Source organism: Mesorhizobium sp. M0040 (genome assembly GCF_040323505.1).
Lineage (GTDB): Bacteria > Pseudomonadota > Alphaproteobacteria > Rhizobiales > Rhizobiaceae > Mesorhizobium.
In genome coordinates, this window is the sequence record NZ_JAMYVA010000007.1 from 86,178 (window position 1) to 107,598 (window position 21,421).

Here is a 21,421-nt window from a genome sequence, read left to right on the forward strand (position 1 = left end):
CCACGGTCTAAAATCATTGCCGGTTCTAACCAGCTTTGCGGATCGCTGCCGTCTCAGGTTGGAAGAACCGGTTTGGCGGCCGCTTCAGGCCAAGATTTTCGCGCAAGGTCGATCCTTCGTATTCGCTCCTGAAAATGCCGCGCCGCTGCAATTCGGGCACGATTTTCTCGACGAAATCATCCAATCCGGCGGGAAGATAGGGGAACATGACGTTGAACCCGTCCGAGCCTTCGGTGACCAGCCATTCCTCCATCTCGTCGGCGATGGTTTTCGAAGTGCCGACGAAGGCAAGACCGGAATAGCCGCCCAGCCGCTGCGCAAGCTGCCTGACGGTCAGGTTTTCCTTGCGCGCCAGTTCGATGACGCGCTCGCGGCCGCTCTTGCTGGCGTTGCTTTCCGGGATTTCGGGCAAGACTGAATCCGGATCGAACCGCGACGCGTCGTGGCCGAGGGCGATCGACAGCGAGGCGACGCCGCTCTCGTAGTAGACGAGGCTGTCGAGCTTGGCCCGCTTCGTCTGCGCCTCCTCGACGGTCTCGCCGACAATGACGAAGGCGCCGGGCAGGATCTTGATGTCGTCGCGCGACCGGCCAAGTTTTTGCGCACGTTTCTTGACGTCGGCAAAGAAGCGCTGCCCCGAGGCGAGATCGGCATGGGCGGCGAAGATCACCTCGGCCGTTTCCGCGGCGAGCTGCCGTCCGGCCTCCGACGCGCCGGCCTGCACGATGACCGGCCAGCCCTGCACCGGCCGCGCGATATTGAGCGGTCCCCGCACCGAAAGATATTCGCCCTTGTGGTCGAGCACATGCAGCTTCGCCGGGTCGAAATAGAGCCCGCTTTCGGCGTCGCGGATGAAGGCATCGTCGGCAAAACTGTCCCACAGGCCGGTGACGACATCGTAAAACTCCCGCGCCCGGCGATAACGCTCGTCGTGCTCGACATGCTCGTCGAGGCCGAAATTCAGCGCGGCGTCGGGATTGGATGTGGTGACGATATTCCAGCCGGCGCGCCCGCCGCTGATATGGTCGAGAGAGGCGAAACGACGGGCGATGTGGTACGGCGCGTCGAACGTCGTCGAAGCGGTTGCGATCAGCCCGATACGATCGGTGACGGCGGCAAGCGCCGACAACAGCGTGAACGGCTCGAAGGACGTGACCGTGTGGCTGCGCCGCAGCGCCTCGATCGGCATGTTGAGCACGGCCAGGTGGTCGGCCATGAAGAAGGCGTCGAACTTCGCCGCTTCCAGCCTTTGCGCGAAGTGCTTGAGATGCGCGAAATTGAAGTTGGCGTCGGGATAGGCGCCCGGGTAGCGCCAGGCGCCGGTATGAAGGCTGACGGGCCGCATGAAAGCGCCAAGCCGCAATTGTCGATTTTCTGCCATGGAAAAACGCACCGATGACGACGAGCGTAACGCTCCAATTGCTCGAGCATGGGATGGCTTTGCGGCCATGGGAAGGAATTCTGTTTTGCAAAACCGGCGTCGGGGAGCATTTTTTGTGCGGGCGGCGGACCGATCAGTCGATCTTGATGAACACGCCCTTGGTGTTGAGATACTCGGCGAGGTGCTCGGCGCCGCCCTCGCGGCCGTAGCCGCTCATCTTGTAGCCGCCGAAGGGCACGGCCGGATCGATCGCGTGATAGGTATTGACCCAGACCGAGCCGGCGCGGATCTTGCGCGACAGCTGGTGGGCGGTGGCGAGATTTTGGGTGAAGACCCCTGCAGCCAGGCCGTAAGGCGTGTTGTTGGCCCGCTCGACCGCCTCGTCCAGCGTATCGAACGGCAAGGCTGAAATCACCGGCCCGAATATCTCCTCACGGGCGATCTTCATGTCGTCCGAGACGCCGGCAAAGACGGTCGGCGCGACGAAATTGCCGGCGGCAAGCGCGCCTTCCACAAGCCGGGTGCCTCCGGTGACGAGTTTCGCCCCTTCCGCGGTGGCGGCCTCGAGGTAACCGGTGACCCGTTGCAGCTGCTTTTCGGAGACGAGCGGACCGATCTCGGTCGCCGGGTCGATGCCGTCGCCGACCCTGAGACCCTTGGCGTGTGCCGCGAGCCGCTCGACGAACTCGTCATGGACGGCGCGTTCGACGAAAAGGCGAGAACCGGCGATGCAGATCTGGCCGGAATTGGCGAACACCGACATCGCCGCCACCGGCACCGCCTTGTCGAGATCGGCATCGGCGCAGACGATGACAGGCGACTTGCCGCCGAGCTCCAGGGAGACGCGCTTGAGGTTGCCGGCCGAGGCCTGCACGATCGACTGGCCGGTCGCCGTCGAGCCGGTGAAGACGACCTTGTCGACGCCCATATGCTCGGCGAGTGCGGCACCTGCCTCGGTGCCGGTGCCGGTGACGATGTTGACGACGCCTTCCGGAACGCCGGCCTCGTTCATGATGTCGGCGATCAAAAGCGGCGTCAGCGGCGCCTCTTCCGATGGTTTCAGCACGATAGTGCAGCCGGTCGCCAGCGCCGGGCCGATCTTCCAGATCGACGCCGCCGTTGGCGCGTTCCAGGGAATGATGGCGCCGACGACGCCGACCGGCTCCTTGCGGGTGAAAGAGACGATTTCGCCGGGCAGCGAGTTGTCGATCGTCTCGCCGTGCAGCGCCGTCGCCATGCCGGCATAGTAGCGCAGCATGCCGATGACGCGGTTGCGATTGGCGCGGGTGCGTATGATCGGCATGCCCATGTCGGTGGTGTCGGAGCGGCTGATCTCTTCCCAGTGCTTTTCGAAGAGGTCGGCGATTCTCAGCAGCAGCACCTGCCGCTCGTAAGGTTTGAACCGGCTCCACGGGCCCTCGAACGCCTTGCGCGCAGCAGTCACCGCCAAGTCGATGTCCTGGCGGTCGGCGCGCGGCACCGTGGCGATGACCGCGCCGGTGGCGGGATTGCGGCTCTCCGTGGTCCGACCGGAGCGGGCATCGACCCAGCCGCCGCCGATGAACATCCGGCGATGGCGCCCGTCGATCGGCAGCCGCAGCGGTGCCTTTGTCTGAGCTATGGTCATGACTGTCCTCCAACCACGCGCTAGTCTTAATAGCGGTGTCGTCCTGTGTTCGGTAGCGAATTTGTCACCACCCAACGGGCGTCAATGGCATGCCGCTTGTTTATTGACGTTCAGCACTTTTGTAGGTATCACCATGATAGATGAAGCACCGGAAGGAATGCCATAGAAGGGGGATTTGTGACGACCACGCAACCTTGGGATGCCGGCCGTGCGACGATTGAAATACGATCTATCGCGAGAAATCAGAAACTAAACATCTCGTACAAGCTGCATGCGCAGGATCGGCTTTCCGAACGCGGCTTGATCATGTCTGATGTACTGCATGCGCTCAAGTTTGGAAATGTGTACCAACCACCTGTGCCCGCAACCCGGCCGGGTCATTTCCGTTATCGCGTCGAGTGCAAGACACCGAACAGCGGGAGTCGATCCATCGGGGTCGTTATCATCCCTTCCAAGAACGGATGTCTCGTCAAAGTTATTTCGGTCATGTGGATCGATGAGTTCGAGCGAAAAGCGGGCTCGATAATTGGAGTTGAAGCTGATGAATAACGCACACCACTACACAGAAAGCGGTCTGCTCAACGTTTACATCGAAGGCATCGCCGTTGAGGTGGATGACGATGGCGACGACATCATCACGATTCCTGCTGTGAATGAACTGCATCAAGTAATCGCGCTTGGGATCGTAAGCCATGCCAAGGGCATGAGCGGGGACGAGCTTCGTTTCCTGCGCTCCGAAATGGGTCTGACCCAAGCTGAATTGGCCGCCATGGTCCACCGTGACAAGCAGTCGATTGGCCGATGGGAGCGCAACGAAATCGACATTGACAGCTCGGCTGAGGCCCTGGTGCGTCGTTTGGCAATCGAAAAGCTGGGGCTCCCTGTTGACGCGGGAATCGATGAGTTGTCGCGTCGGAGCGTTCCTACCGCGGACGAGCAACCGATCAAAATACAGAAAATGAATAACGATGCTCGGCCGTACGAACTGATTGCGGCCTGACCCGACCCTGATAACCCCGCCTCGGCGGGGTTATCTATGGAAGACGTTCGCTCGACCGCTATTCGGCCGCCAGGGCCAGTTGCGGCCTTTCGTTCTTTTCTTCCGTCTCGGCCGGCTGCTCCACCACCTTCTTGGGCTCCCTGCCGAAGAACAGCGCATAGGCTGCCGGCAGGACAAGGATGGTCAGCACCGTGGCGACGAGAATGCCGCCCATCATGGCGTAGGCGAGCGGCCCCCAGAAGACGCCGCGCGAGATCGGGATCAGCGCCAGCACCGCCGTCAGCGCCGTCAGCACGATAGGCCGGAACCGGCGCACCGCCGAGCCGATGATGGCCTCGGAACGCTCTACGCCGGCGGCGATGTCCTGATCGATCTGATCGACCAGGATGATCGAGTTGCGCATGATGATGCCGAGCAGGGCGATGACACCGAGGATGGCGACGAAGCCGAACGGCGCGCCGCTGATCAAAAGTGCCGCCGCCGCGCCGATGATGCCGAGCGGACCGGTCGCCAGCACCAGCATGGCCTTGCCGAAATGCTGCAGCTGGATCATCAGCAGCACGACGATGACGGCCAACATGATCGGCGCTTTCGCCGCAATCGAGGCTTGGCTTTCGGCCGCATCCTCGGCGCCGCCCTGGATCTCGATCTTGTAGCCGGGGGCGAGGCTGGCGCGCAGGCCCTGCATGTCGCTGTACATCTTCATGGCGACATCGTTCGACTGCACGCCATCCGGAAGCGTGGCGCGTACGCTGATGGTCGGCAAGCGGTCGCGCCGCCATTCGACGCCTTGCTCCAGCACCGGGACGATCTTGGCGACCTGCGACAGCGGCACGGAGCCACCGAAATCGGTCGGAATGTAGACGGAGTCGACCGCCGACAGCAGGTGACGGCTTGCCTCCGGCTCACGGGCGACGATCGAAACCGTCTCCTCGCCGTCGCGGAAGTCATCGAGCGGCGCTCCCGACATGGTCGCCTGCAGTATCTGGCGGATGCGCTGCGAGGTGACGCCGAGCGCACGGGCGCGATCCTGGTCGATCACCAGTTTCATCGCCGGCACCGGCTCCAGCCAGTCGTCGTGGATGGCGCCGAGCAGCGGATTTGCCTGGAACTTCGCCTTCACCTCGTCGGCGATGCGGCGCACCTCCTGGCGATCCGGACCCATGACGCGCATCTGCACCGGCCAGCCGGTCGGCGGGCCGAGGAACAGGCGATCGACCTTGGCGCGGATCGACGGGAAATCCTCGGCCAGGATGGTGCGCAGCTTGACGATCAGCCGCTCGCGGGCGGGTTCGTCATTGGCCATCACCAGAAGCTGGGCGAAGTTCGGATTGCGAAGCTGCTGGTCGAGCGGCAGGAAGAAACGCGGCGCGCCTTCGCCGATATAGGTGGCGATGAAGCGCTTGTCCTTGTCGTCCATCATCCTGACTTCGAGCGCCTTGGCCTGCGTCTCGACTTCCTTGATGCTGGTGCCTTCCGGCAGCCAGAGGTCGACAAGGATTTCCGGGCGCGACGACTGCGGGAAGAAATTCTGCGGGATGAACTGGAACGCCCACAGGCTGGTGGCAAAGGTCATCAGCGTCATCACCAGCACGATGATGCGATGGCGCACCGCCCATGCCACGGTCGAGCGAAGACGGCGGTAGAAGCGCGTGTCGAAGACATCGTGATGGTTGCCGGCGTGCTTGCGCTGCTTCAGGATCATGTGGCCGAGCCATGGCGTGAAATAGACCGCCGCGAACCAGGACACGATCAGCGCGATGCCGACGACGTAAAACAGGGTGCGCACATATTCGCCGGCGGTCGAGGCAGCGAACCCGACGGGGATGAAGCCTGCCGTCGTGATCAGCGTGCCGGTCAGCATCGGGAAAGCGGTCGAGGAGTAGGCGAAGCTCGCCGCCTCGACCTTGACCAAGCCTTCCTCTAGTTTTCGCTCCATCATTTCGACGACGATCATCGCGTCGTCGACCAAGAGCCCAAGAGCGATGATCAGCGCGCCCAGCGAAATGCGCTGCAGGTCGATGCCGAGCTCGTACATGATGGCGAAGGTGGCGGCCAGGACCAGCGGAATGACGATCGCGATCACCAGGCCCGAGCGCCAGCCGATCGACAGGAACGATACGAAAAGCACGATCAGCAGCGCTTCGCCGAGCGCTTCCATGAACTCGCTCACAGCCTCCTTCACGACATGCGGCTGGTCGGAAATCTGATCGACCGAAACGCCATAGGGCAGCGCCTCTTCGAAGCGCTTATAGGTCGCTTCGACGTCCTTGCCGACGTCGGTGACGTTGAAGCCCTTGGCCATGACGACGCCGAGCTGGACGCTGTCGTGTCCGTTGAAACGGTACTTGCGCTGGTACGGATCCTCGAGGCCCGAGGTCACGGTGGCGATGTCGCCGAGGCGCGTCACCTGGTTCCCGGCGCGCAGGCGAAGCTCGCGGATGTCGGCCGCCCTGGTGACATCGCCCTCGACCGAAATGCGCACCGAACGCTGGCCGGTGTCGACCGAACCTGCCGGGTCGACATTGTTCTGGCCTCGGATCGCATTCTGCAGGTCGGTCAACGTCAGGCCACGTTCGGCAAGCGCCTTGGATGAAACGTCGATGTAGAGTTTTTCCGGCTGGTCGCCGATGATCACGGCCTTCTCGACACCGGGCGTCGTCAGCAGCATGTCACGCGCCTGGATGGCGAATTTCTTCAGCTCGGGATAGCTGTAGCCGTCGCCGCTGATCGAATGCAGGGTGATGAACGTGTCGCCGAATTCGTCATTGAAGTAGGGCCCGAGCAGCCCCTGCGGCAGCTCATTGGCGATATCGCCGACCTTCTTGCGCACCTGATAGAAAGCATCGGCGACCTGCGCCGGATTGGTGTCGCCCTTGACCTGCAAGGTGATGATGGCGCTGCCGGCGCGGGTGTAGGAGCGGACGAAATCGAGGTGCGGCGTTTCCTGCAGCTTGCGCTCGATCTTGTTGACGACCTGGTCCTCCATCTCCTTGATCGAGGAGCCTGGCCAGATCGCCTGGACGACCATGACGCGGAAGGTGAAATCGGGGTCTTCCTTCTGGCCCATGCGCATCAGGCCGAGCGCACCGGCGACGATGATCAGCCCGAACAGGAAGCGGGCAATGCTCGGATGGCCGATTGCCCAGCGCGAAAGATTGAAAGACCGCTTTTCATTGGTGTCGATGGTCATCGGCGTCAGTCCGTTTCAATTTGATCAACAGAGCACGCGCTTTCGCATGCCCAAGGAACTTCCGATGTGGGCTTCCGGGCGGCGTGGCTTTCCGAGTTGAGAGATCTACATCGCGGTGGGACGCGAGGATCGACGTGGGGGTTACATCGACCTGAGATCTCGAAAATCGGGGGCGCCTGCCGCCCGGAAACCGTGAATTGCCTGGCCGTCAGCGCAAGCGCCTTGCAGCGTCATCGGCCGACGCCGACTGTTGCGCTGCATCACCGGTCAGCTTGACTTTCAGATTCTCGGTCATGAACTGCGTGCCGGCGGCGACGACGACGTCGCCCGGCTTCAGCCCATCGGCGACACTGACGCCGTCGGGGGTGAAGGCGGCGACCTTGACCGGATGCGCATGGACGGTCCCGCCGTTGCGGTCGACTGTCCAGACGATCGATTGGCTGTCCTTTTGCGCCAACGCGGCCAGCGGGATCGACACCAGTTGCTGCCGGTTGTCCGCCGCGGCTTCGATGGAGGCGGTCATGCCTAGCAGCACGCGAGGATCGTTGGGCAGGCTGACGCGAACGGCAAAGGTGCGCGACTGCGGATCGGCGCTGCCGGCGACTTCGCGGACCTTGCCGTCGAGCGTCAGCGCCTCATCGGACCAGAAGCCAGCCTTGACGGTCTTGCCCGGCTTGAATTCGGCGATATCGGTTTCCGGAACAGCGATCAGGACTTCCTTCTCGCCGTCGATGGCAACGGTCACCACCGGCGTGCCGGAGCCGACCACCTGGCCGACATCGGCGGCAACTGATGTGACGATGCCGTTCTTGTCCGCCTTGAGATCGGTATAGCGGACCTGGTTCTGTGCCTGGGCAAGCTGCGAGCGGGCGGAGTCTCGCGTGGCGACCGCCTGATTATAGGCGAGCGTCGCCTGCTCGAGCTGCGACTTCGGCGCGAAATTCTTGGCATAGAGCTGTTCGGCCCGCTTGCGCGTAAGCTCGACTGTCTCGACCTGACGGTCGGCAGCATCGAGGCTGGCCTGAGAGCTTCTCACCGAGAGCTCGTAGTCGGTGGGATCGATGCGGGCGAGAACGTCGCCCGGCTTGACGCGGTCACCGATGTCGACAAGGCGCTCGGTGATCTTGCCGTTGATGCGAAAGCCGAGATTCATCTCGGTGCGGGCACGCACCGATCCGGAATAGGAAAGCTGACGGGTATCGCTCGCCTTGGCGATCTCGACCACCTTGACCGGGCGGATGATCTCGGTGACCTCGGCTTTCTCCTGCGAGCAGCCGGCGAGGCCGAGAGCGGCAACGACAATCAATGCCAGGCCGGCGGCCGGTCGCCTGTAGGTGATGGACTTGGACAAAGACACTTTTCGTACTCCCGAACTGTGGAGATGAATTGCCGACATCACCGCCCGACGGGCGGCAATGGTCATTTCTTCAAGGCTCTGATGGCAAACTCGGTAAGCTCGTCCGGCGTCGCCCGGTTCTTCTTGGCGAGGCACTGGGCCATTATCTGCGGATGAGAGAGGCTGATAATGGCAGCGCCGAAACACCGGGAAGCGATCACCGGATCCTGATCGATGAACTCGCCGGTAGCGATTCCCTCGCGGATCACTTCCGCGACCAGTTCATGGATGCTGTCGATGTGCTTTTCGATGACGTGCCAGTCTCGCTCGATGGCGACGATGACCATCTCGTGCACCTTCTCCTGGTCGATCATGGTCTCGAGCGTCCACTGGTAGTGCGTATGCACGTAGCGGCGGAGCTTTTCGCTGGCGGTGCCGGGGCCATGGCAGGCTTCGTAGGTCAACCGGTAGCAGGTCTCGAGCATACGGCCGCAAACCGCCTGGTGGATTTCCACCTTGGAGGCGAAGAAGCGATAGATGTTGGCGGTCGACATGCCGAGTTCGCGCGCAATGTCGGCGACGTTGGTCTTGCCGTAGCCGTAGTGGCGAAACAATCGCTCCGCGCAATCCAGGATGCGCGTGACATTTTCCTGGCGGGCGGAATCGGCGGTGGTGTCTAGGGTTTCAAGCATCTCGTTGGCCAATTTACGACTGACGAATTTAGAATTTCGTCACTCGTAAATTGAAAACCATCATCTGTCAAGGCTCGATTTTGGCTGCTGATGACAGATGGTGACATCCCTGGACGGAGTTGGCCCATGAAACGCATGTGGTTTCCGCCGGGCGCGCCTGCAACGCCGCCCCGTGTTTGTTTGCGAAGGATCTTGAAAAGATGCTTTCCGAAATCGGTTCCGTTTTCGGATCAGGCCCTAAGGCTGCTTTGCCATCTCCCGCAGCCGGAACTTCTGGATCTTGCCCGTCGAAGTCTTCGGGATTTCCGCGAAGATCACCGCTTTCGGCACCTTGAAGCGGGCGAGCAGCGCGCGGCAGTGCTCGATTACCTCCGCCTCGGTCGCCGCCTTGCCCGGCTTCAACTCGACATAGGCGACCGGCACCTCGCCCCATTTGTCGTCGGATCGGGCGACAACGCCGCAAGAAGCGACGGCGGGATGCTTGTAGAGCGCCTCCTCGACCTCGATCGAGGAGATGTTTTCGCCGCCGGAGATGATGATGTCCTTGGAACGGTCCTTGAGCTGGATGTAGCCGTCCGGGTGCATGACGCCGAGGTCGCCCGAATGGAACCAGCCGCCGGCAAAGGCCTCGTCGCTCGCCTTGCGGTTCCTGAGATAGCCCTTCATGACGATGTTGCCGCGGAACATCACCTCGCCGATCGTCTCGCCGTCGGCCGGCGTCTCTTGCATCGTCTGCGGGTCCATCACCGTCAGGCCTTCGAGCGCGGCATAGCGTACGCCTTGCCTGGCCTTCTTCGCCGCCCTCGCCCCTTTCTCCAGCCGGTCCCACTCGCCATGCCATTCATTGACGACGGCCGGGCCATAGGTTTCGGTCAGGCCGTAGAGATGGGTGACGGCAAAGCCCGCATCGGCCATGCCCGACAGCACCGCCTCAGGCGGCGGCGCCGCGGCGGTATTGAAGGTGACGGTCTGCGGGAATTGCCGCTTGTCCTCGTCCCTGGCGTTGATCAGCACCGACATGACGATGGGTGCACCGCACAGATGGGTGACGCCGTGATCGGCGATGGCGTCGTAGATCGGCTTCGGCCGCACCCAGCGCAGGCAGACATGCGTGCCGGCCTGCACGGCAAGCGTCCAGGGAAAGCACCAGCCGTTGCAGTGGAACATCGGCAACGTCCACAGATAGACCGGGTGCTTGCCCATCCCGGCATGGATGGTGTTGGCATAGGCCATCAGTGCCGCGCCGCGATGGTGACAGACGACGCCCTTCGGATTGCCTGTCGTGCCGGAGGTGTAGTTGAGCGAAATGGCATCCCATTCATCGTCCGGCATCGACCAGGCGAAATCCTCGTCGCCGTCGGCGACAAACGCCTCATAGTCCAGCGTGCCGATCCGCTCGCCCTTGGCATAGGGCGCATCGGCGGCATAGTCGGGATCGTCGTAATCGATCAGCAGCGGCCTGACCTTGGCCAGGGTCAGCGCTTGCCGAACCACGCCGGCGAATTCGCGGTCGACGATCAGCACCTTGCTTTCGGCATGGTCGAGCTGGAAGGCAATGACGGCGGCGTCGAGGCGGGTGTTGAGCGAATGGAGCACCGCCCTGGTCATCGGCACGCCGAAATGCGCTTCCAGCATCGGCGGTGTGTTGGACAGCATGACGGTGATGGTGTCGCCCTTGCCGATACCGCGCTTCGCCAGCGCCGAGGCAAGCCTCAGCGAGCGCTTCCAGAAATCGCGATAGGTCGTGCGCTGGCGGCCATGGATGATGGCGATCTGGTCGGGAAAGGTCTTTGCCGCCCGCTCGAAATAGGTCAGCGGCGTCAGCGGCTGGTGGTTGGCCGGATTCCTGTCGAGATCCTGTTCGTAGGGATTGCCCATCCCGTCCTCCGAATGTCTGGTCGAGCCTTCTTACCATCAGATCCTGAGCGCGTACTGGATTCGTGCACCGCCATCACACACTTCGCTCATTACTTGGGACGCCCCTCCCCGCCCTCACCCTCCGGCCACAAAGCGTCGATGTCCCGATGCCCTTCCACGATATTCGCCACTTCGAAAAAGTCGCCATTATAGCGGAAGAAAATCACGTATCCCCTGAAAGCGAAACTTCGGACGTCCGGCCGGAGTTCGGGACGAGCACGACCAATCGTCGCCGGCAAGCTCGCCAGATCACGGCATTTCTGGCGCAGAGCATCCGCAAAACGCCCGCCAACCAACAGGCTGCCGCTTTCACGAGTGATGTATTCAAGGATATTGACCAAATCTGCTTGTACCGACGGCAACATGCGCAGCCGTGGCACTCCTAAAAGCCTTCCCTTGCGAGCTGCTTGGCCTTGGCTTCCAAGGCGGCGTCAATATCCTGCTCGGTGGCTTCGCCGCCTTCAGCAAACGACTTGTCCACCATGGCACGGAGCGCCTTCAGCTTTTCCTCGCGCTCTTCGACAAGGCGCAGGCCCTCGCGCACGACTTCGCTGGCAGAACCGTAGCGGCCGCGCTTGACGATGTTGGAAACAAAGGTTTCCCAACGCTCTCCCAATGACACGTTCATTGTCGGACCTCCTGATTGGTTTATCGTACCGAGATAACAACAAATGCGCAATTACTGACATCCAGAATGCTAGGTGTCGGATTAGGTGCGCAGCCTAAGGTTTGACTTTTGTCGAGAGCCGTGAATAATGTCAGCGAGGAGATGGCATGGCGATCCGACCGACAGAACAGCTTATCCACAAGGCCGCCTGGCTTTACTATGCACACGGCCTGCGCCAGGACCAGGTGGCCAGCCAGCTCAAGATTTCCCGTGCCTCGGTGGCGATGTATCTGCGCAAGGCGCGCGAGACCGGCATCGTCAACATCTCGACCTCGACTCAGCTTTTCACCAACGACGTGCTGGCGCGCAAGCTGGAAGACGCGCTGAAGCTCGACGCCGTCTGGATCGCGCCGGAAAACGGCTATGTCGCCGACCCCTCGACCGACATCGCGGTGCTGGCGGCAAGCGTCTTTCTCGAGTTGGTCAGGAAGGGCGACCGCATCGGCGTCGCCTGGGGACGGACCATCTACACGATCGCCGACATCATGTCCTATGCCGATCTGCAGGACGTCACCGTGGTGCAGCTCTGCGGCAATCTGGGCGCCCCCTATTCGTACCGGCCGGACCAATGCACGATGGAAATCGCGCGCCGGCTCAACGCCAAGGGGCTGAATTTCTATGCGCCGCTGGTGCTGACGACGGAAGAACTGGCACGCGGCCTGCGCGCCGAGCCGGTGATCCGCGAGCAATTGTCGGGCATCGGCGAATGCGACCTGGCGCTGTATTCGGTCGGCTCGGTGGACACCGACAGCCATCTGGTCAAATGCGGCGCGCTGACGCCAAGCGAAATGGCTGTATTGCGCAAGGCGGGTGCGGCCGGCGTCATCGCCGGGCAGATCATCGATACCGAAGGCCAGGCGCTCGACTGCAGCTACAACCGCCGGCTGATTTCGGCAGAGCTGTCATCGCTGCGCCAGATCGGAAAGCGCCTTGTGGTGGTGCAGGAAGAGAGCAAGTTCGAACCGCTCGTCGCGGCGATCGCCGGCGGGCTCTGCACCCATCTCGTCGTCGGCGCGCGCATGGCGCGGCGGCTGCTCGACCATGCCGGAGCGGCAGCAGAAAAGGTCGCCTGATACCTAGTTTCAGCCGCCGACGCATTGTCATCAAGGCGTCGCGGTATTCCTGTTCACAACAAGAGAGAAATCGGACGAAGCTGACATGAAGAACCTGTGGAATGACGGCGAGGCGGAGAAGCTGGTCGCCGACTATGCAAAGAAGGGTGTGGCCCGCGATCTGGCGCTGCGCGTCTATACGACCAGGCTGCTGGGCGGCGAGCCGCGGCTCGTCCTGCATGGCGGCGGCAACACCTCGTGCAAGACCAGGGCCACCGACCTTGTCGGCGACGAATGGGACGTGCTCTGCGTCAAGGGCAGCGGCTGGGACATGGGCGTCATCGAGCCGCAGGGCCTGCCGGCGGTCAAGCTCGGCGCGCTGTTGAAGGCGCGGTCGCTCAAGAAGCTCTCCGACGAGGACATGGTCGCGCTGCAGCGGGCGAACCTCATCGATCCGTCCTCGCCCAATCCGTCGGTCGAGACGCTGCTGCACGCCTTCCTGCCGCACAAATTCGTCGACCACACGCATTCGACGGCGATCCTGGCCATCGTCGACCAGGAGGACAGCGAGGCGCTGAGCCGGAAGGTGTTCGGCGAAAAGATGGGCTTCGTGCCTTACATCATGCCGGGCTTCGATCTGGCCAAGGCGGCCGCCGATGTATTCGACGCCGATCCGACGGTCGAAGGCCTGATCCTAGACAAGCACGGCATCTTCACCTTCGGCGACGATGCCAGGCAGGCCTATGACCGGATGATCCATTATGTGAACGTCGCCGAGGATTTCATCGCCGGAAACGGCAAGCCGCGCACCGAAAAAGTGGCACTGCCGGCCAGGCTGGCGAAGCCTGCGGAGATTGCGCCGATGCTGCGCGGCGCGGTGGCGGTGGCACGCGGCGAAGGCCGCTTCGATCGGATGATCAGCGATTTCCGCACCTCGGATGCGATCGTCGATTTCATCAATTCGGCAAAAATTGCCGACTATGCCGGGCGCGGCGTGTCGACACCTGACCTGTCGATCCGCATCAAAACCGGACCGATGGCACTGCCGGCGCCCGACGCGGACAAGGTCGGCGACTACAAATCCGTCATCCGCCAGCATGTCGAGAAATTCGCCAAGGACTATCGCGCCTATTTCGAAACCAATGATGCGCTCGACGACGTGAAGCGCACCATGCTCGACCCGATGCCGCGGCTGACGCTGGTGCCCGGCCTCGGCATGTTCGGCCACGGCCGCACGCTCAAGGATGCGAAGATCGCCTCCGACGTCGGCGAAATGTGGATCGAGGCGGTACGCGGCGCCGAAGCCGTCGGCGATTTCCGCCCGCTCTCCAAAAGCGACCTGTTCCCGCTCGAATACTGGTCGCTGGAACAGGCCAAGCTCGCCGCCAACAAGCCGAAGCCGCTGACCGGCCAGGTGGTGCTGGTCACCGGCGGCGCCGGCGCGATCGGTGCTGCCACGGCAAAGCTGTTCGCCGACAACGGTGCCCATGCGGTCGTCGTCGATCTCGATGCGTCAAGGGCTGCCGAGGCGGCAAAAAAAGCCGGCAACGGTTCGATCGGCATTGGCGCCGACATCACCGATCCGGCGCAGATGCGCGCCGCCTTCGACAAAGCGGTCGACGTCTACGGCGGCCTCGACATTCTCGTGTCCAATGCCGGTGCTGCCTGGGAGGGCCGGATCGGCGAGCTCGACGACGCCACCTTGCGCAAAAGCTTCGAACTCAATTTCTTCGCCCATCAGTCGGCGGCGCAGAATGCCGTGCGCATCATGCTCGAACAGGGCACCGGCGGCGTGCTGTTGTTCAACACCTCCAAGCAGGCGGTCAATCCGGGGCCGAAGTTCGGCGCCTATGGCATTCCCAAGGCGGCAACGTTGTTTTTGTCCAGGCAATATGCGCTCGACTACGGCGCCCATGGCATCCGCTCCAATGCCGTCAACGCCGACCGCATCCGTTCGGGGCTGTTGACCGATGCCATGATCGCCAGCCGCTCGGGCGCACGCGGCGTGTCGGAGAAGGAGTACATGTCCGGCAACCTGCTCGGCCAGGAAGTGACGGCAGAAGACGTCGCCCAAGCCTTCCTGCATCAGGCGCTGGCCGAGCGGACCACCGCCGATGTGACGACGGTCGATGGCGGCAACATCGCGGCGGCGCTGCGGTAGATCTAAACACCGGACCAACAAAAAGAGCGGCCCGCGAGCCGCTCTTTTCCTTTGCCTATAGCGAAAGACTACTTCGCGTTCGGGTTCGGCATCCAGGTCGGCATCGCGACATCGGCATGGGCGAATTGCGGCAGCTTGGCCGAGAGGTCCTCCATGTTCTTGATGTCCTTGTCGAGCAGATCCTTCTGGGTGATCAGCGTCGGCGGCACGATGACGTTGTGGCCGGGATCCTCGCCGGCCAAGAGCTGCGCCAGCGCACGCACCGAGACCTGGCCGACGACGGCCGGGTTGGTGGCGGCGGTTGCCGCCCAGGCGCTGTCCGGCTCGCGCATCGCGGCGATATCCGAGGTCGAGATGTCGGCCGAATAGATCTTGATGTCCTTGTTCAGCCCGGCCTCGTCGACGGCGATCTTCACGCCCTTGGCGAATTCGTCGTAGGGCGCGAACATCACCTTGATGTCGGGATGGGCCGATAGCACCGAACGGGCCTGGTTGGCGACCGAATTGGCGATCGGATTGTCGAGCGTGCCGAACATGGCGGCTTCGTTGATGCCCGAATATTTCTTCTTGAATTCGACCCAGGTCTCGTTGCGGCGATCGAGCGGCGCGATGCCGGCGACATAGACATAGCCGGCCTTCCAGCTCTCGCCATTGTCCTTGACCGCCTGTTCGAGCGCCAGGCGGGCGAGGTCGCGGTCGGATTGCTCGATCTGCGGGATCTTGGGGTTTTCGACATTGACGTCGAAGGCGACGACCTTGATGCCGGCGTCGACCGCGCGCTGGGCGGCGTCCTTCATCGATTCCGTCAGTCCGTGCTGGATGATGATGCCCTGGACGCCGAGCGCAATAGCCTGGTCGACCATGTCCGCCTGAAGCGCCGCGTCCTGACGGCTGTCGAGCACGCGCAGGTCGACACCGAGTGCCTTGGCCTGCGCCTCGACGCCGGACAGATACGCCTGGAAGAAGTCGCCAGTCGAGAGATAGCGGACCAGCGCTATCTTGACGGCGCCCGGCTTGTCGAACGGCGCCGGCCTGTCCTGCGCCATCGCCGGCAACTGCATAAGCAATGTTGCGCCGGCAAGCCCGAGCGCTGCCTTCCCTAAAAGCCTTCTTGTGATGTTCACGTCGTTTCCTCCACTTGTTGAACCCAAAATGTGACCCGGTCGAACCCCTATCTCCTGCCCCTGCCGGAAAGGGCGAAGGTAAAGACAAGGGCGACCACGAGAACCACGCCCTTGACGAAATCCTGCGTGTAGTAAGGCGCGTTCATCATCGTCAGGCCCTGCAACAGCACGCCGACAAACACCGCGCCGACAGCCGTGCCGAAGGCGTTCGGCTTGGCGGCGCCGAGAACCGCGTAACCGATGAGTGCCGCAGCCACCGCGTCGAGCAACAGATTATTACCCGAGGCGATGTCGCCGCGTCCAAGCCGGGCAGCGAGCAAAATGCCGCCGATCGAGGCAAAAACTCCCGAAATCACATAGGCCCAGATTTTGTATGCCTTGACAGGCGCGCCGGCGAGTTCTGCGGCGCGTTCGTTGCTGCCGACCGCATACATCATGCGCCCGAAACGCGTGTATTCGAGAAAGAACCAGATCAGCACCGCCAGCACGAGCAGGACGACGACCGACACCGGAATGAGGTTCGGGATGAAGAAATCGAAGCGATGGCGGCCAAGCGCCAGGAACGCGGCGCCGAAACTGCCGTTGGCGACCGAGCCGTCGGGCATGGTCATGCCAGTGGCGATCGAACGGCCCTCGGTCGGTATGCGCTGCAGGCCGACAAGCAGGAACATCATGCCGAGCGTCGCCAAAAGGTCCGGAACCCGCATATAGACGATCAGCCAGCCATTGATCAGGCCGACGACGGCGCCGATCACAAGACAGACGACGACCGCCACGACGGCGTTCTGCCCCAGCACCACCATGACATAGGCAGCCGCCATCATGGCGCTGGTGGCGACAGAGCCGATCGACAGGTCGAAGCCGCCGACGACCAGCGTGGCGGTGACGCCGAGCGCCAGAACACCGGTGATGGCGACCGACTGGAAGATGAAGACGGCGCTTTGCGGCGAGACGAAACCATCGGCGGCAACAGCGAAATAGGCGATCAGCCCGAACAACAGAACGATGAAGCCGTAGCGAATAGCATTGTCGCGCAGGATCATTCAGCGCTCCCGCACGCTGGCACCGTCTTTATCCGACCCGAATTCATGCCCTCTCCATTCCAATTCTCATCGTCTTCCCGCTCTCAGGCTGCGCTGTGCAAAGGCCCGCCCGCCACTTCGGCCAGCAGACGCTCGAGATCGACATCGGTATTGCGGTGCTCGCCGACGATCGTCTGCTCCGACATCACCAGGATGCGATCGGCCGTCTCCAGGGCTTCGTCGAGTTCGGTGACGAACAGCAGCGTCGCGCGGCCGTGGGCGCTGGTCCGCAGCTTGGCGGCGATATCGCGTCTGGCCGAGATGTCCACACCTTGAAACGGCTCGTCGAGGATGAAAAGCCTTGCCGCCTGCGACATCCAGCGGGCGACCATCACCTTCTGCTGATTGCCACCGGAAAGCGACGCCATCTCGTCCCTCTCGGAGCGACAGACGATGCCCAACTCCTGGATCTGCTGGCGAGCAATGGCGCGTTCGATACGGCGCTTGAGGACGCCGAGACGCGACATGCGCCTGTGGAACGGCAGGCTGATATTCTCCTGGACGTTGAAGTCGCCGACGATGCCGTTTTCGCCCCGGTCCTTGGCGACGAGAAACACACCGGCGGCAATCGCTTCGCCGGTCGATGCCGGCGCATAGGGTTTCCCGTTCAGCATCATGGTCCCGCCCAGCGGCTGGCGCAGGCCGAACAGCGTCTCGGCGAGCGCGGTCTTGCCGACGCCGACGAGGCCGGTGATGGCAACGACCTCGCCGTCGCCGAGCGTCAGCGAGATCGGCCTGGCGCCTTCAGCAATCCGCAGCGCGTCGGCAGTGAAAATTGCTTTGGCCGAATTCCTGGCGACGATCCGCTCGAGCTGGATCTTACGGCCGAGCATGGCGTTGACCGCACCTTCGTAATCCAGCGGCTTCTTGTCGAAGATGCCTGAGATGACCCCATCGCGCATCGAAATGATGCGATCGGCAAGCCGCCTGATGTCAGACATACGGTGCGAAATGTAGAGGATGGCCACGCCTTGCTGGCGAAGCCGGTCGAGCAATGCGAACAGCCGGTCGGCCTCGGCGCTGGACAGCGAGGAAGTCGGCTCGTCGAGGATCAGCACTTTCGGCCGGTGCGCCATGGCGCGGGCGATCGCCACCATCTGGCGGTCGGCCAGAGAGAGATCGCTGATCCGGGCCTTGAGGTCGATGGCCAGTCCCATGCGGTCGGCCACCGCCTTTGCCTCGCGACGCACCCGGCCTGGATTAAACAGGGTCGGCACGCCGCTGCCGCTCAACCTGTCGAGGGTAAGATTGGTGGCGACGTCAAGGTCGGCGACGACACCGTCATTGATGTTCTGGTGGACGGTGACGACGCCGGCGCGGATCGCCTCCGCCGGTGTTTTCGGGTCGAACTCGTGACCGGCAAGCGACATCGAGCCGCCGCCATGGTCGTAGACGCCACTGATGATCTTGACGAGGGTGGATTTGCCGGCGCCGTTGGCGCCCATCAGCACGGTCACTTCGCCGGCATGCAATTCGAGCGAGACGCCGCCAAGCACCTCGATATGGCCAAAGGATTTCCTCAGGCCGTCGACGCGGAACACGGCATCATTGCCCATTCGTTCCTCCCTGACCATGACGCTATGGGCTATATCGGCAATTGTCAACACGATTGACAATTGCCAGCAGGCTTCCTAGCTTGGCCCGACCGCGTTGGCTCCGCTATCATCGGAGCACATGAGCGGGAGGTGAGGATGACTGGGAAATCGCCGTTCGAAGCATTGTCGGTCGAGACACTGGCGGACCGTCTCGGTGCCAACGAGCCCCTGTGTTCGCAGATCGGCAAGGATACGAGCCAGTGGAAGGTTCGTGAAGTCGGCGACGGCAATCTGAACCTGGTGTTCATCGTCGAGGGTGCTGAGGGTGCGGCCGTCGTCAAGCAGGCCCTGCCCTACGTCCGGCTGGTCGGCGACAGCTGGCCGCTGCCGCTAAAACGCTCCTTCTTCGAATACCATGCGCTGACGCGGCAACAGGCGCGGGCGCCGGGTTCGGTGCCCGATATCTATCACTTCGACGAAGGCCAGGCGCTGATCATCATGGAGTATCTGTCGCCGCACATTATCCTGCGGCGGGCGCTGATCGAAGGCCGGCAATTGCCCAACATCGCGACAGACATCGGCTTGTTCATGGCCCGCACGTTGTTTCGCGGCTCCGACCTGCATATGGCGACCAAGGACCGCAAGGCCGATCTGGCACTGTTCGCCGACAATGTCGAACTCTGCGACATCACCGAGAACCTGGTTTTCTCGGATCCGTATTTCGATGCCAAGATGAACCGGCACACCAGCCCGCAGCTCGATGGCATTGTCGCCGAGCTGCGCGCCGACCGCGACCTCAAGGTCGAGGCGCAGCGCATGAAGCACATCTTCGCTGCCAATGCCGAGACGCTGCTGCATGGCGACCTGCATTCCGGCTCGATCATGGTCACCGACACCGAAACGCGGATGATCGACCCCGAATTCGCTTTCTACGGGCCGATCGCCTTCGACGTCGGCATGCTGCTCGCCAATTTCTGGATGGCGTTCTTCTCGCAGCGCGGCCATGAACAGGACGGAAGCCGCGACGCCATGCGTGACTATCTGCTCGGCGTTACGGTCGAGACATGGTCGGTGTTTCGCGCCGAGTTCTCGCATCTGTGGCGAACCGAGCGTACCGGCATGCTCTACCAGAAGAGCCTGTTCGAAGATCAGGGCGACAGGCTTGGCGCCGAGCAGGCGCTAGACTACATGCTGCATTCGATCTGGACCGATCTGCTCGGCTTTGCCGGCGTCGAGGTTCACCGGCGAATTCTCGGCCTTGCCCACAATGCCGATTTCGAGACCATTGCCGATCCGGATCTGCGCGCCAGATGTGAGGCAAAGGCGCTGAAATTCGGCCGTCACCTTGCCGTCAACCGGCGCCAGATCCACAGCATCGACGAGGTCAACCGGTTGGCCGCGCTGATCGAACGGGAGAGCAGGATTTGAACGTCGGCGACCGCCACTACCGCACCATCTGGCCGAGTGACGACGGGCGTTCGGTGGAGATCATCGACCAGCGCTGGCTGCCGCATGATTTCCGCATCGAAAAGATCGATACCGTCGCCGGCATCGCCACGGCAATCCGCGACATGTGGGTGCGCGGGGCGCCGCTGATCGGCGTCACCGCGGCCTATGGCGTCGCCATGCAGATGGCCGACGATCCGTCGGATGCAGCACTCGACGCCGTCTGGGCAACCTTGCACGAAACGCGCCCGACGGCGATCAATTTGCGCTGGGCGCTGAACGAAATGCAGCGCTTCCTGCTGACGCTTCCCCTGGCAGAACGTGCCGCGGCTGCCTATCGGCGTGCCGGCGAGATCGCCGACGAGGATGTCGGCCTCAACCGCGCCATCGGCGCCCATGGGCTCGAAATCATCAAGGCGATCGCGGCGCGCAAGCAACCGGGCGAACCGGTCAATATCCTGACCCACTGCAACGCCGGGTGGCTGGCCACGGTCGACTACGGCACCGCCACCGCGCCGATCTATCTGGCGACGGAAGCCGGCATTCCAGTCCATGTCTATGTCGACGAAACACGACCCCGCAACCAGGGTGCCCAATTGACCGCCTGGGAGATGGCCGGCCACGGCGTGCCGCATACGCTGATCGTCGACAATGCCGGCGGCCATCTGATGCAGCGCGGCCAGATCGACATGGTCGTCGTCGGCACCGACAGGACCACCGCCGACGGCGATGTCTGCAATAAGATCGGTACCTATCTCAAGGCGCTCGCCGCCGACGACAACGACGTGCCGTTCTATGTCGCGCTGCCGTCGCCGACGATCGACTGGACCGTGGGCGACGGGCTGGCCGACATCCCGATCGAACAGCGCTCGCCCGACGAGGTCTCACTGGTCTGGGGCAAGACCGCTTCCGGCGAGATCGCCCAGGTCCGCGTATCGCCGGAAGCCACGCCGGCGGCCAATCCGGCCTTCGACGTGACGCCGGCGCGGCTGGTCACCGGCTTGATCACCGAACGCGGTGTCGCTACGGCCTCGCGCGAAGGCCTGAGGGCGATGTTTCCCGAGCGCGGATGAATCCGCTTTGCCGAGAGGGCGCTCCGGATTTGCCTGATCTCACGATTTCTTGAACACGGCACGGTTAAAAACGCCCGTTGCCTGTCCCACATGGACGGCCGTATGCGTAGCGGCGGGGCGGCGCCCAACGCTCGA

At 62.7% G+C, this 21,421-nt stretch carries 17 protein-coding genes; 6 read left to right on the plus strand and 11 right to left on the minus strand.

All coding sequences use genetic code 11. The features are described from left to right. Positions 1-25 precede the first annotated feature (25 nt). Together NKJ91_RS08820 and NKJ91_RS08825 are read right to left on the minus strand one after the other, a co-directional pair. The gene (locus NKJ91_RS08820; protein ID WP_352455214.1) at positions 26-1,381 is read right to left on the minus strand and encodes an LLM class flavin-dependent oxidoreductase; all 1,356 of its coding nucleotides are present in this window, start codon (positions 1,379-1,381) and stop codon (positions 26-28) included. Between the two features lie 133 nt (positions 1,382-1,514). Then, positions 1,515-3,008 (minus strand): aldehyde dehydrogenase family protein, encoded by a 1,494-nt coding sequence (locus NKJ91_RS08825; RefSeq protein WP_352455215.1) that lies wholly within the window; start codon positions 3,006-3,008, stop codon positions 1,515-1,517. Between the two features lie 177 nt (positions 3,009-3,185). On the opposite strand from NKJ91_RS08825, the gene NKJ91_RS08830 reads away from it, so the two are divergent. Together NKJ91_RS08830 and NKJ91_RS08835 are read left to right on the plus strand one after the other, a co-directional pair. After that, entirely contained in the window at positions 3,186-3,557 is a 372-nt protein-coding gene (locus NKJ91_RS08830; RefSeq protein ID WP_352455216.1) for a DUF4258 domain-containing protein, read from the plus strand. Beyond that, positions 3,550-4,008: a helix-turn-helix domain-containing protein gene (locus tag NKJ91_RS08835; RefSeq protein WP_352455217.1), complete on the plus strand. Its 459-nt coding sequence runs from the start codon at positions 3,550-3,552 to the stop codon at positions 4,006-4,008. The genes NKJ91_RS08830 and NKJ91_RS08835 overlap by 8 nt, the downstream gene beginning before the upstream one ends. A 58-nt stretch (positions 4,009-4,066) precedes the next feature. On the opposite strand, the gene NKJ91_RS08840 is transcribed toward NKJ91_RS08835, so the two are convergent. The 6 genes from NKJ91_RS08840 to NKJ91_RS08865 all read right to left on the minus strand — a co-directional run bounded on the left by NKJ91_RS08840 (position 4,067) and on the right by NKJ91_RS08865 (position 11,774). Beyond that, positions 4,067-7,201: an efflux RND transporter permease subunit gene (locus NKJ91_RS08840; protein ID WP_352455218.1), complete on the minus strand. Its 3,135-nt coding sequence runs from the start codon at positions 7,199-7,201 to the stop codon at positions 4,067-4,069. A gap of 208 nt (positions 7,202-7,409) precedes the next feature. Continuing rightward, positions 7,410-8,558 carry an efflux RND transporter periplasmic adaptor subunit gene (locus tag NKJ91_RS08845; protein WP_352455219.1) on the minus strand — a complete coding sequence of 383 codons (1,149 nt, stop codon included), beginning with the start codon at positions 8,556-8,558 and terminating at the stop codon, positions 7,410-7,412. A 62-nt stretch (positions 8,559-8,620) separates the two neighbouring features. Next, entirely contained in the window at positions 8,621-9,229 is a 609-nt protein-coding gene (locus NKJ91_RS08850) for a TetR/AcrR family transcriptional regulator (protein ID WP_352455220.1), read from the minus strand. Between the two features lie 237 nt (positions 9,230-9,466). Then, positions 9,467-11,107 (minus strand): acyl-CoA synthetase, encoded by a 1,641-nt coding sequence (locus tag NKJ91_RS08855; protein ID WP_352455221.1) that lies wholly within the window; start codon positions 11,105-11,107, stop codon positions 9,467-9,469. 89 nt (positions 11,108-11,196) lie between these two features. After that, a complete protein-coding gene (locus tag NKJ91_RS08860; RefSeq protein ID WP_352455222.1) occupies positions 11,197-11,526 on the minus strand; it encodes a type II toxin-antitoxin system RelE/ParE family toxin in 330 nt (109 codons plus the stop codon). 2 nt (positions 11,527-11,528) lie between these two features. Next, positions 11,529-11,774, minus strand: a complete 246-nt coding sequence (locus NKJ91_RS08865; RefSeq protein WP_352453248.1) for a type II toxin-antitoxin system ParD family antitoxin — start codon at positions 11,772-11,774, stop codon at positions 11,529-11,531. Between the two features lie 146 nt (positions 11,775-11,920). On the opposite strand from NKJ91_RS08865, the gene NKJ91_RS08870 reads away from it, so the two are divergent. Further along, on the plus strand, positions 11,921-12,886 hold the full coding sequence (locus NKJ91_RS08870) for a sugar-binding transcriptional regulator (protein ID WP_352455223.1): 966 nt from the start codon (positions 11,921-11,923) through the stop codon (positions 12,884-12,886). 85 nt (positions 12,887-12,971) lie between these two features. Continuing rightward, positions 12,972-15,026 carry a bifunctional aldolase/short-chain dehydrogenase gene (locus tag NKJ91_RS08875; RefSeq protein ID WP_352455224.1) on the plus strand — a complete coding sequence of 685 codons (2,055 nt, stop codon included), beginning with the start codon at positions 12,972-12,974 and terminating at the stop codon, positions 15,024-15,026. 68 nt (positions 15,027-15,094) lie between these two features. Here NKJ91_RS08875 and NKJ91_RS08880 read toward each other — a convergent pair whose 3' ends face one another. The 3 genes from NKJ91_RS08880 to NKJ91_RS08890 form a co-directional block, all read right to left on the minus strand. Then, on the minus strand, positions 15,095-16,150 hold the full coding sequence (locus NKJ91_RS08880; RefSeq protein WP_352455225.1) for a substrate-binding domain-containing protein: 1,056 nt from the start codon (positions 16,148-16,150) through the stop codon (positions 15,095-15,097). A 47-nt stretch (positions 16,151-16,197) separates the two neighbouring features. Further along, complete coding sequence (locus tag NKJ91_RS08885) at positions 16,198-17,193, minus strand: ABC transporter permease (RefSeq protein WP_023676003.1); 996 nt, start codon at positions 17,191-17,193, stop codon at positions 16,198-16,200. 83 nt (positions 17,194-17,276) lie between these two features. Continuing rightward, positions 17,277-18,788 carry a sugar ABC transporter ATP-binding protein gene (locus NKJ91_RS08890; protein ID WP_352455226.1) on the minus strand — a complete coding sequence of 504 codons (1,512 nt, stop codon included), beginning with the start codon at positions 18,786-18,788 and terminating at the stop codon, positions 17,277-17,279. Between the two features lie 135 nt (positions 18,789-18,923). Between NKJ91_RS08890 and mtnK the strand changes: the two genes are divergently transcribed. Both mtnK and mtnA read left to right on the plus strand, forming a co-directional pair. Beyond that, positions 18,924-20,195: an S-methyl-5-thioribose kinase gene (gene mtnK / locus NKJ91_RS08895; protein ID WP_352455227.1), complete on the plus strand. Its 1,272-nt coding sequence runs from the start codon at positions 18,924-18,926 to the stop codon at positions 20,193-20,195. Continuing rightward, the gene (gene mtnA, locus NKJ91_RS08900) at positions 20,192-21,286 is read left to right on the plus strand and encodes an S-methyl-5-thioribose-1-phosphate isomerase (RefSeq protein ID WP_352455228.1); all 1,095 of its coding nucleotides are present in this window, start codon (positions 20,192-20,194) and stop codon (positions 21,284-21,286) included. Before mtnK ends, mtnA begins: the two co-directional genes overlap by 4 nt. Positions 21,287-21,421: the final 135 nt, after the last annotated feature.

Coding starts and splice junctions, on each gene's coding strand:
- NKJ91_RS08820 (WP_352455214.1), bottom strand. CDS start 1,381: ATGGCAGAAAATCGACAATTGCGGCTTGGCGCTTTCATGCGGCCCGTC.
- NKJ91_RS08855 (WP_352455221.1), bottom strand. CDS start 11,107: ATGGGCAATCCCTACGAACAGGATCTCGACAGGAATCCGGCCAACCAC.
- NKJ91_RS08835 (WP_352455217.1), top strand. CDS start 3,550: ATGAATAACGCACACCACTACACAGAAAGCGGTCTGCTCAACGTTTAC.
- NKJ91_RS08825 (WP_352455215.1), bottom strand. CDS start 3,008: ATGACCATAGCTCAGACAAAGGCACCGCTGCGGCTGCCGATCGACGGG.
- NKJ91_RS08840 (WP_352455218.1), bottom strand. CDS start 7,201: ATGACCATCGACACCAATGAAAAGCGGTCTTTCAATCTTTCGCGCTGG.
- NKJ91_RS08870 (WP_352455223.1), top strand. CDS start 11,921: ATGGCGATCCGACCGACAGAACAGCTTATCCACAAGGCCGCCTGGCTT.
- NKJ91_RS08850 (WP_352455220.1), bottom strand. CDS start 9,229: ATGCTTGAAACCCTAGACACCACCGCCGATTCCGCCCGCCAGGAAAAT.
- NKJ91_RS08885 (WP_023676003.1), bottom strand. CDS start 17,193: ATGATCCTGCGCGACAATGCTATTCGCTACGGCTTCATCGTTCTGTTG.
- NKJ91_RS08875 (WP_352455224.1), top strand. CDS start 12,972: ATGAAGAACCTGTGGAATGACGGCGAGGCGGAGAAGCTGGTCGCCGAC.
- NKJ91_RS08890 (WP_352455226.1), bottom strand. CDS start 18,788: ATGGGCAATGATGCCGTGTTCCGCGTCGACGGCCTGAGGAAATCCTTT.
- mtnK (WP_352455227.1), top strand. CDS start 18,924: ATGACTGGGAAATCGCCGTTCGAAGCATTGTCGGTCGAGACACTGGCG.
- NKJ91_RS08865 (WP_352453248.1), bottom strand. CDS start 11,774: ATGAACGTGTCATTGGGAGAGCGTTGGGAAACCTTTGTTTCCAACATC.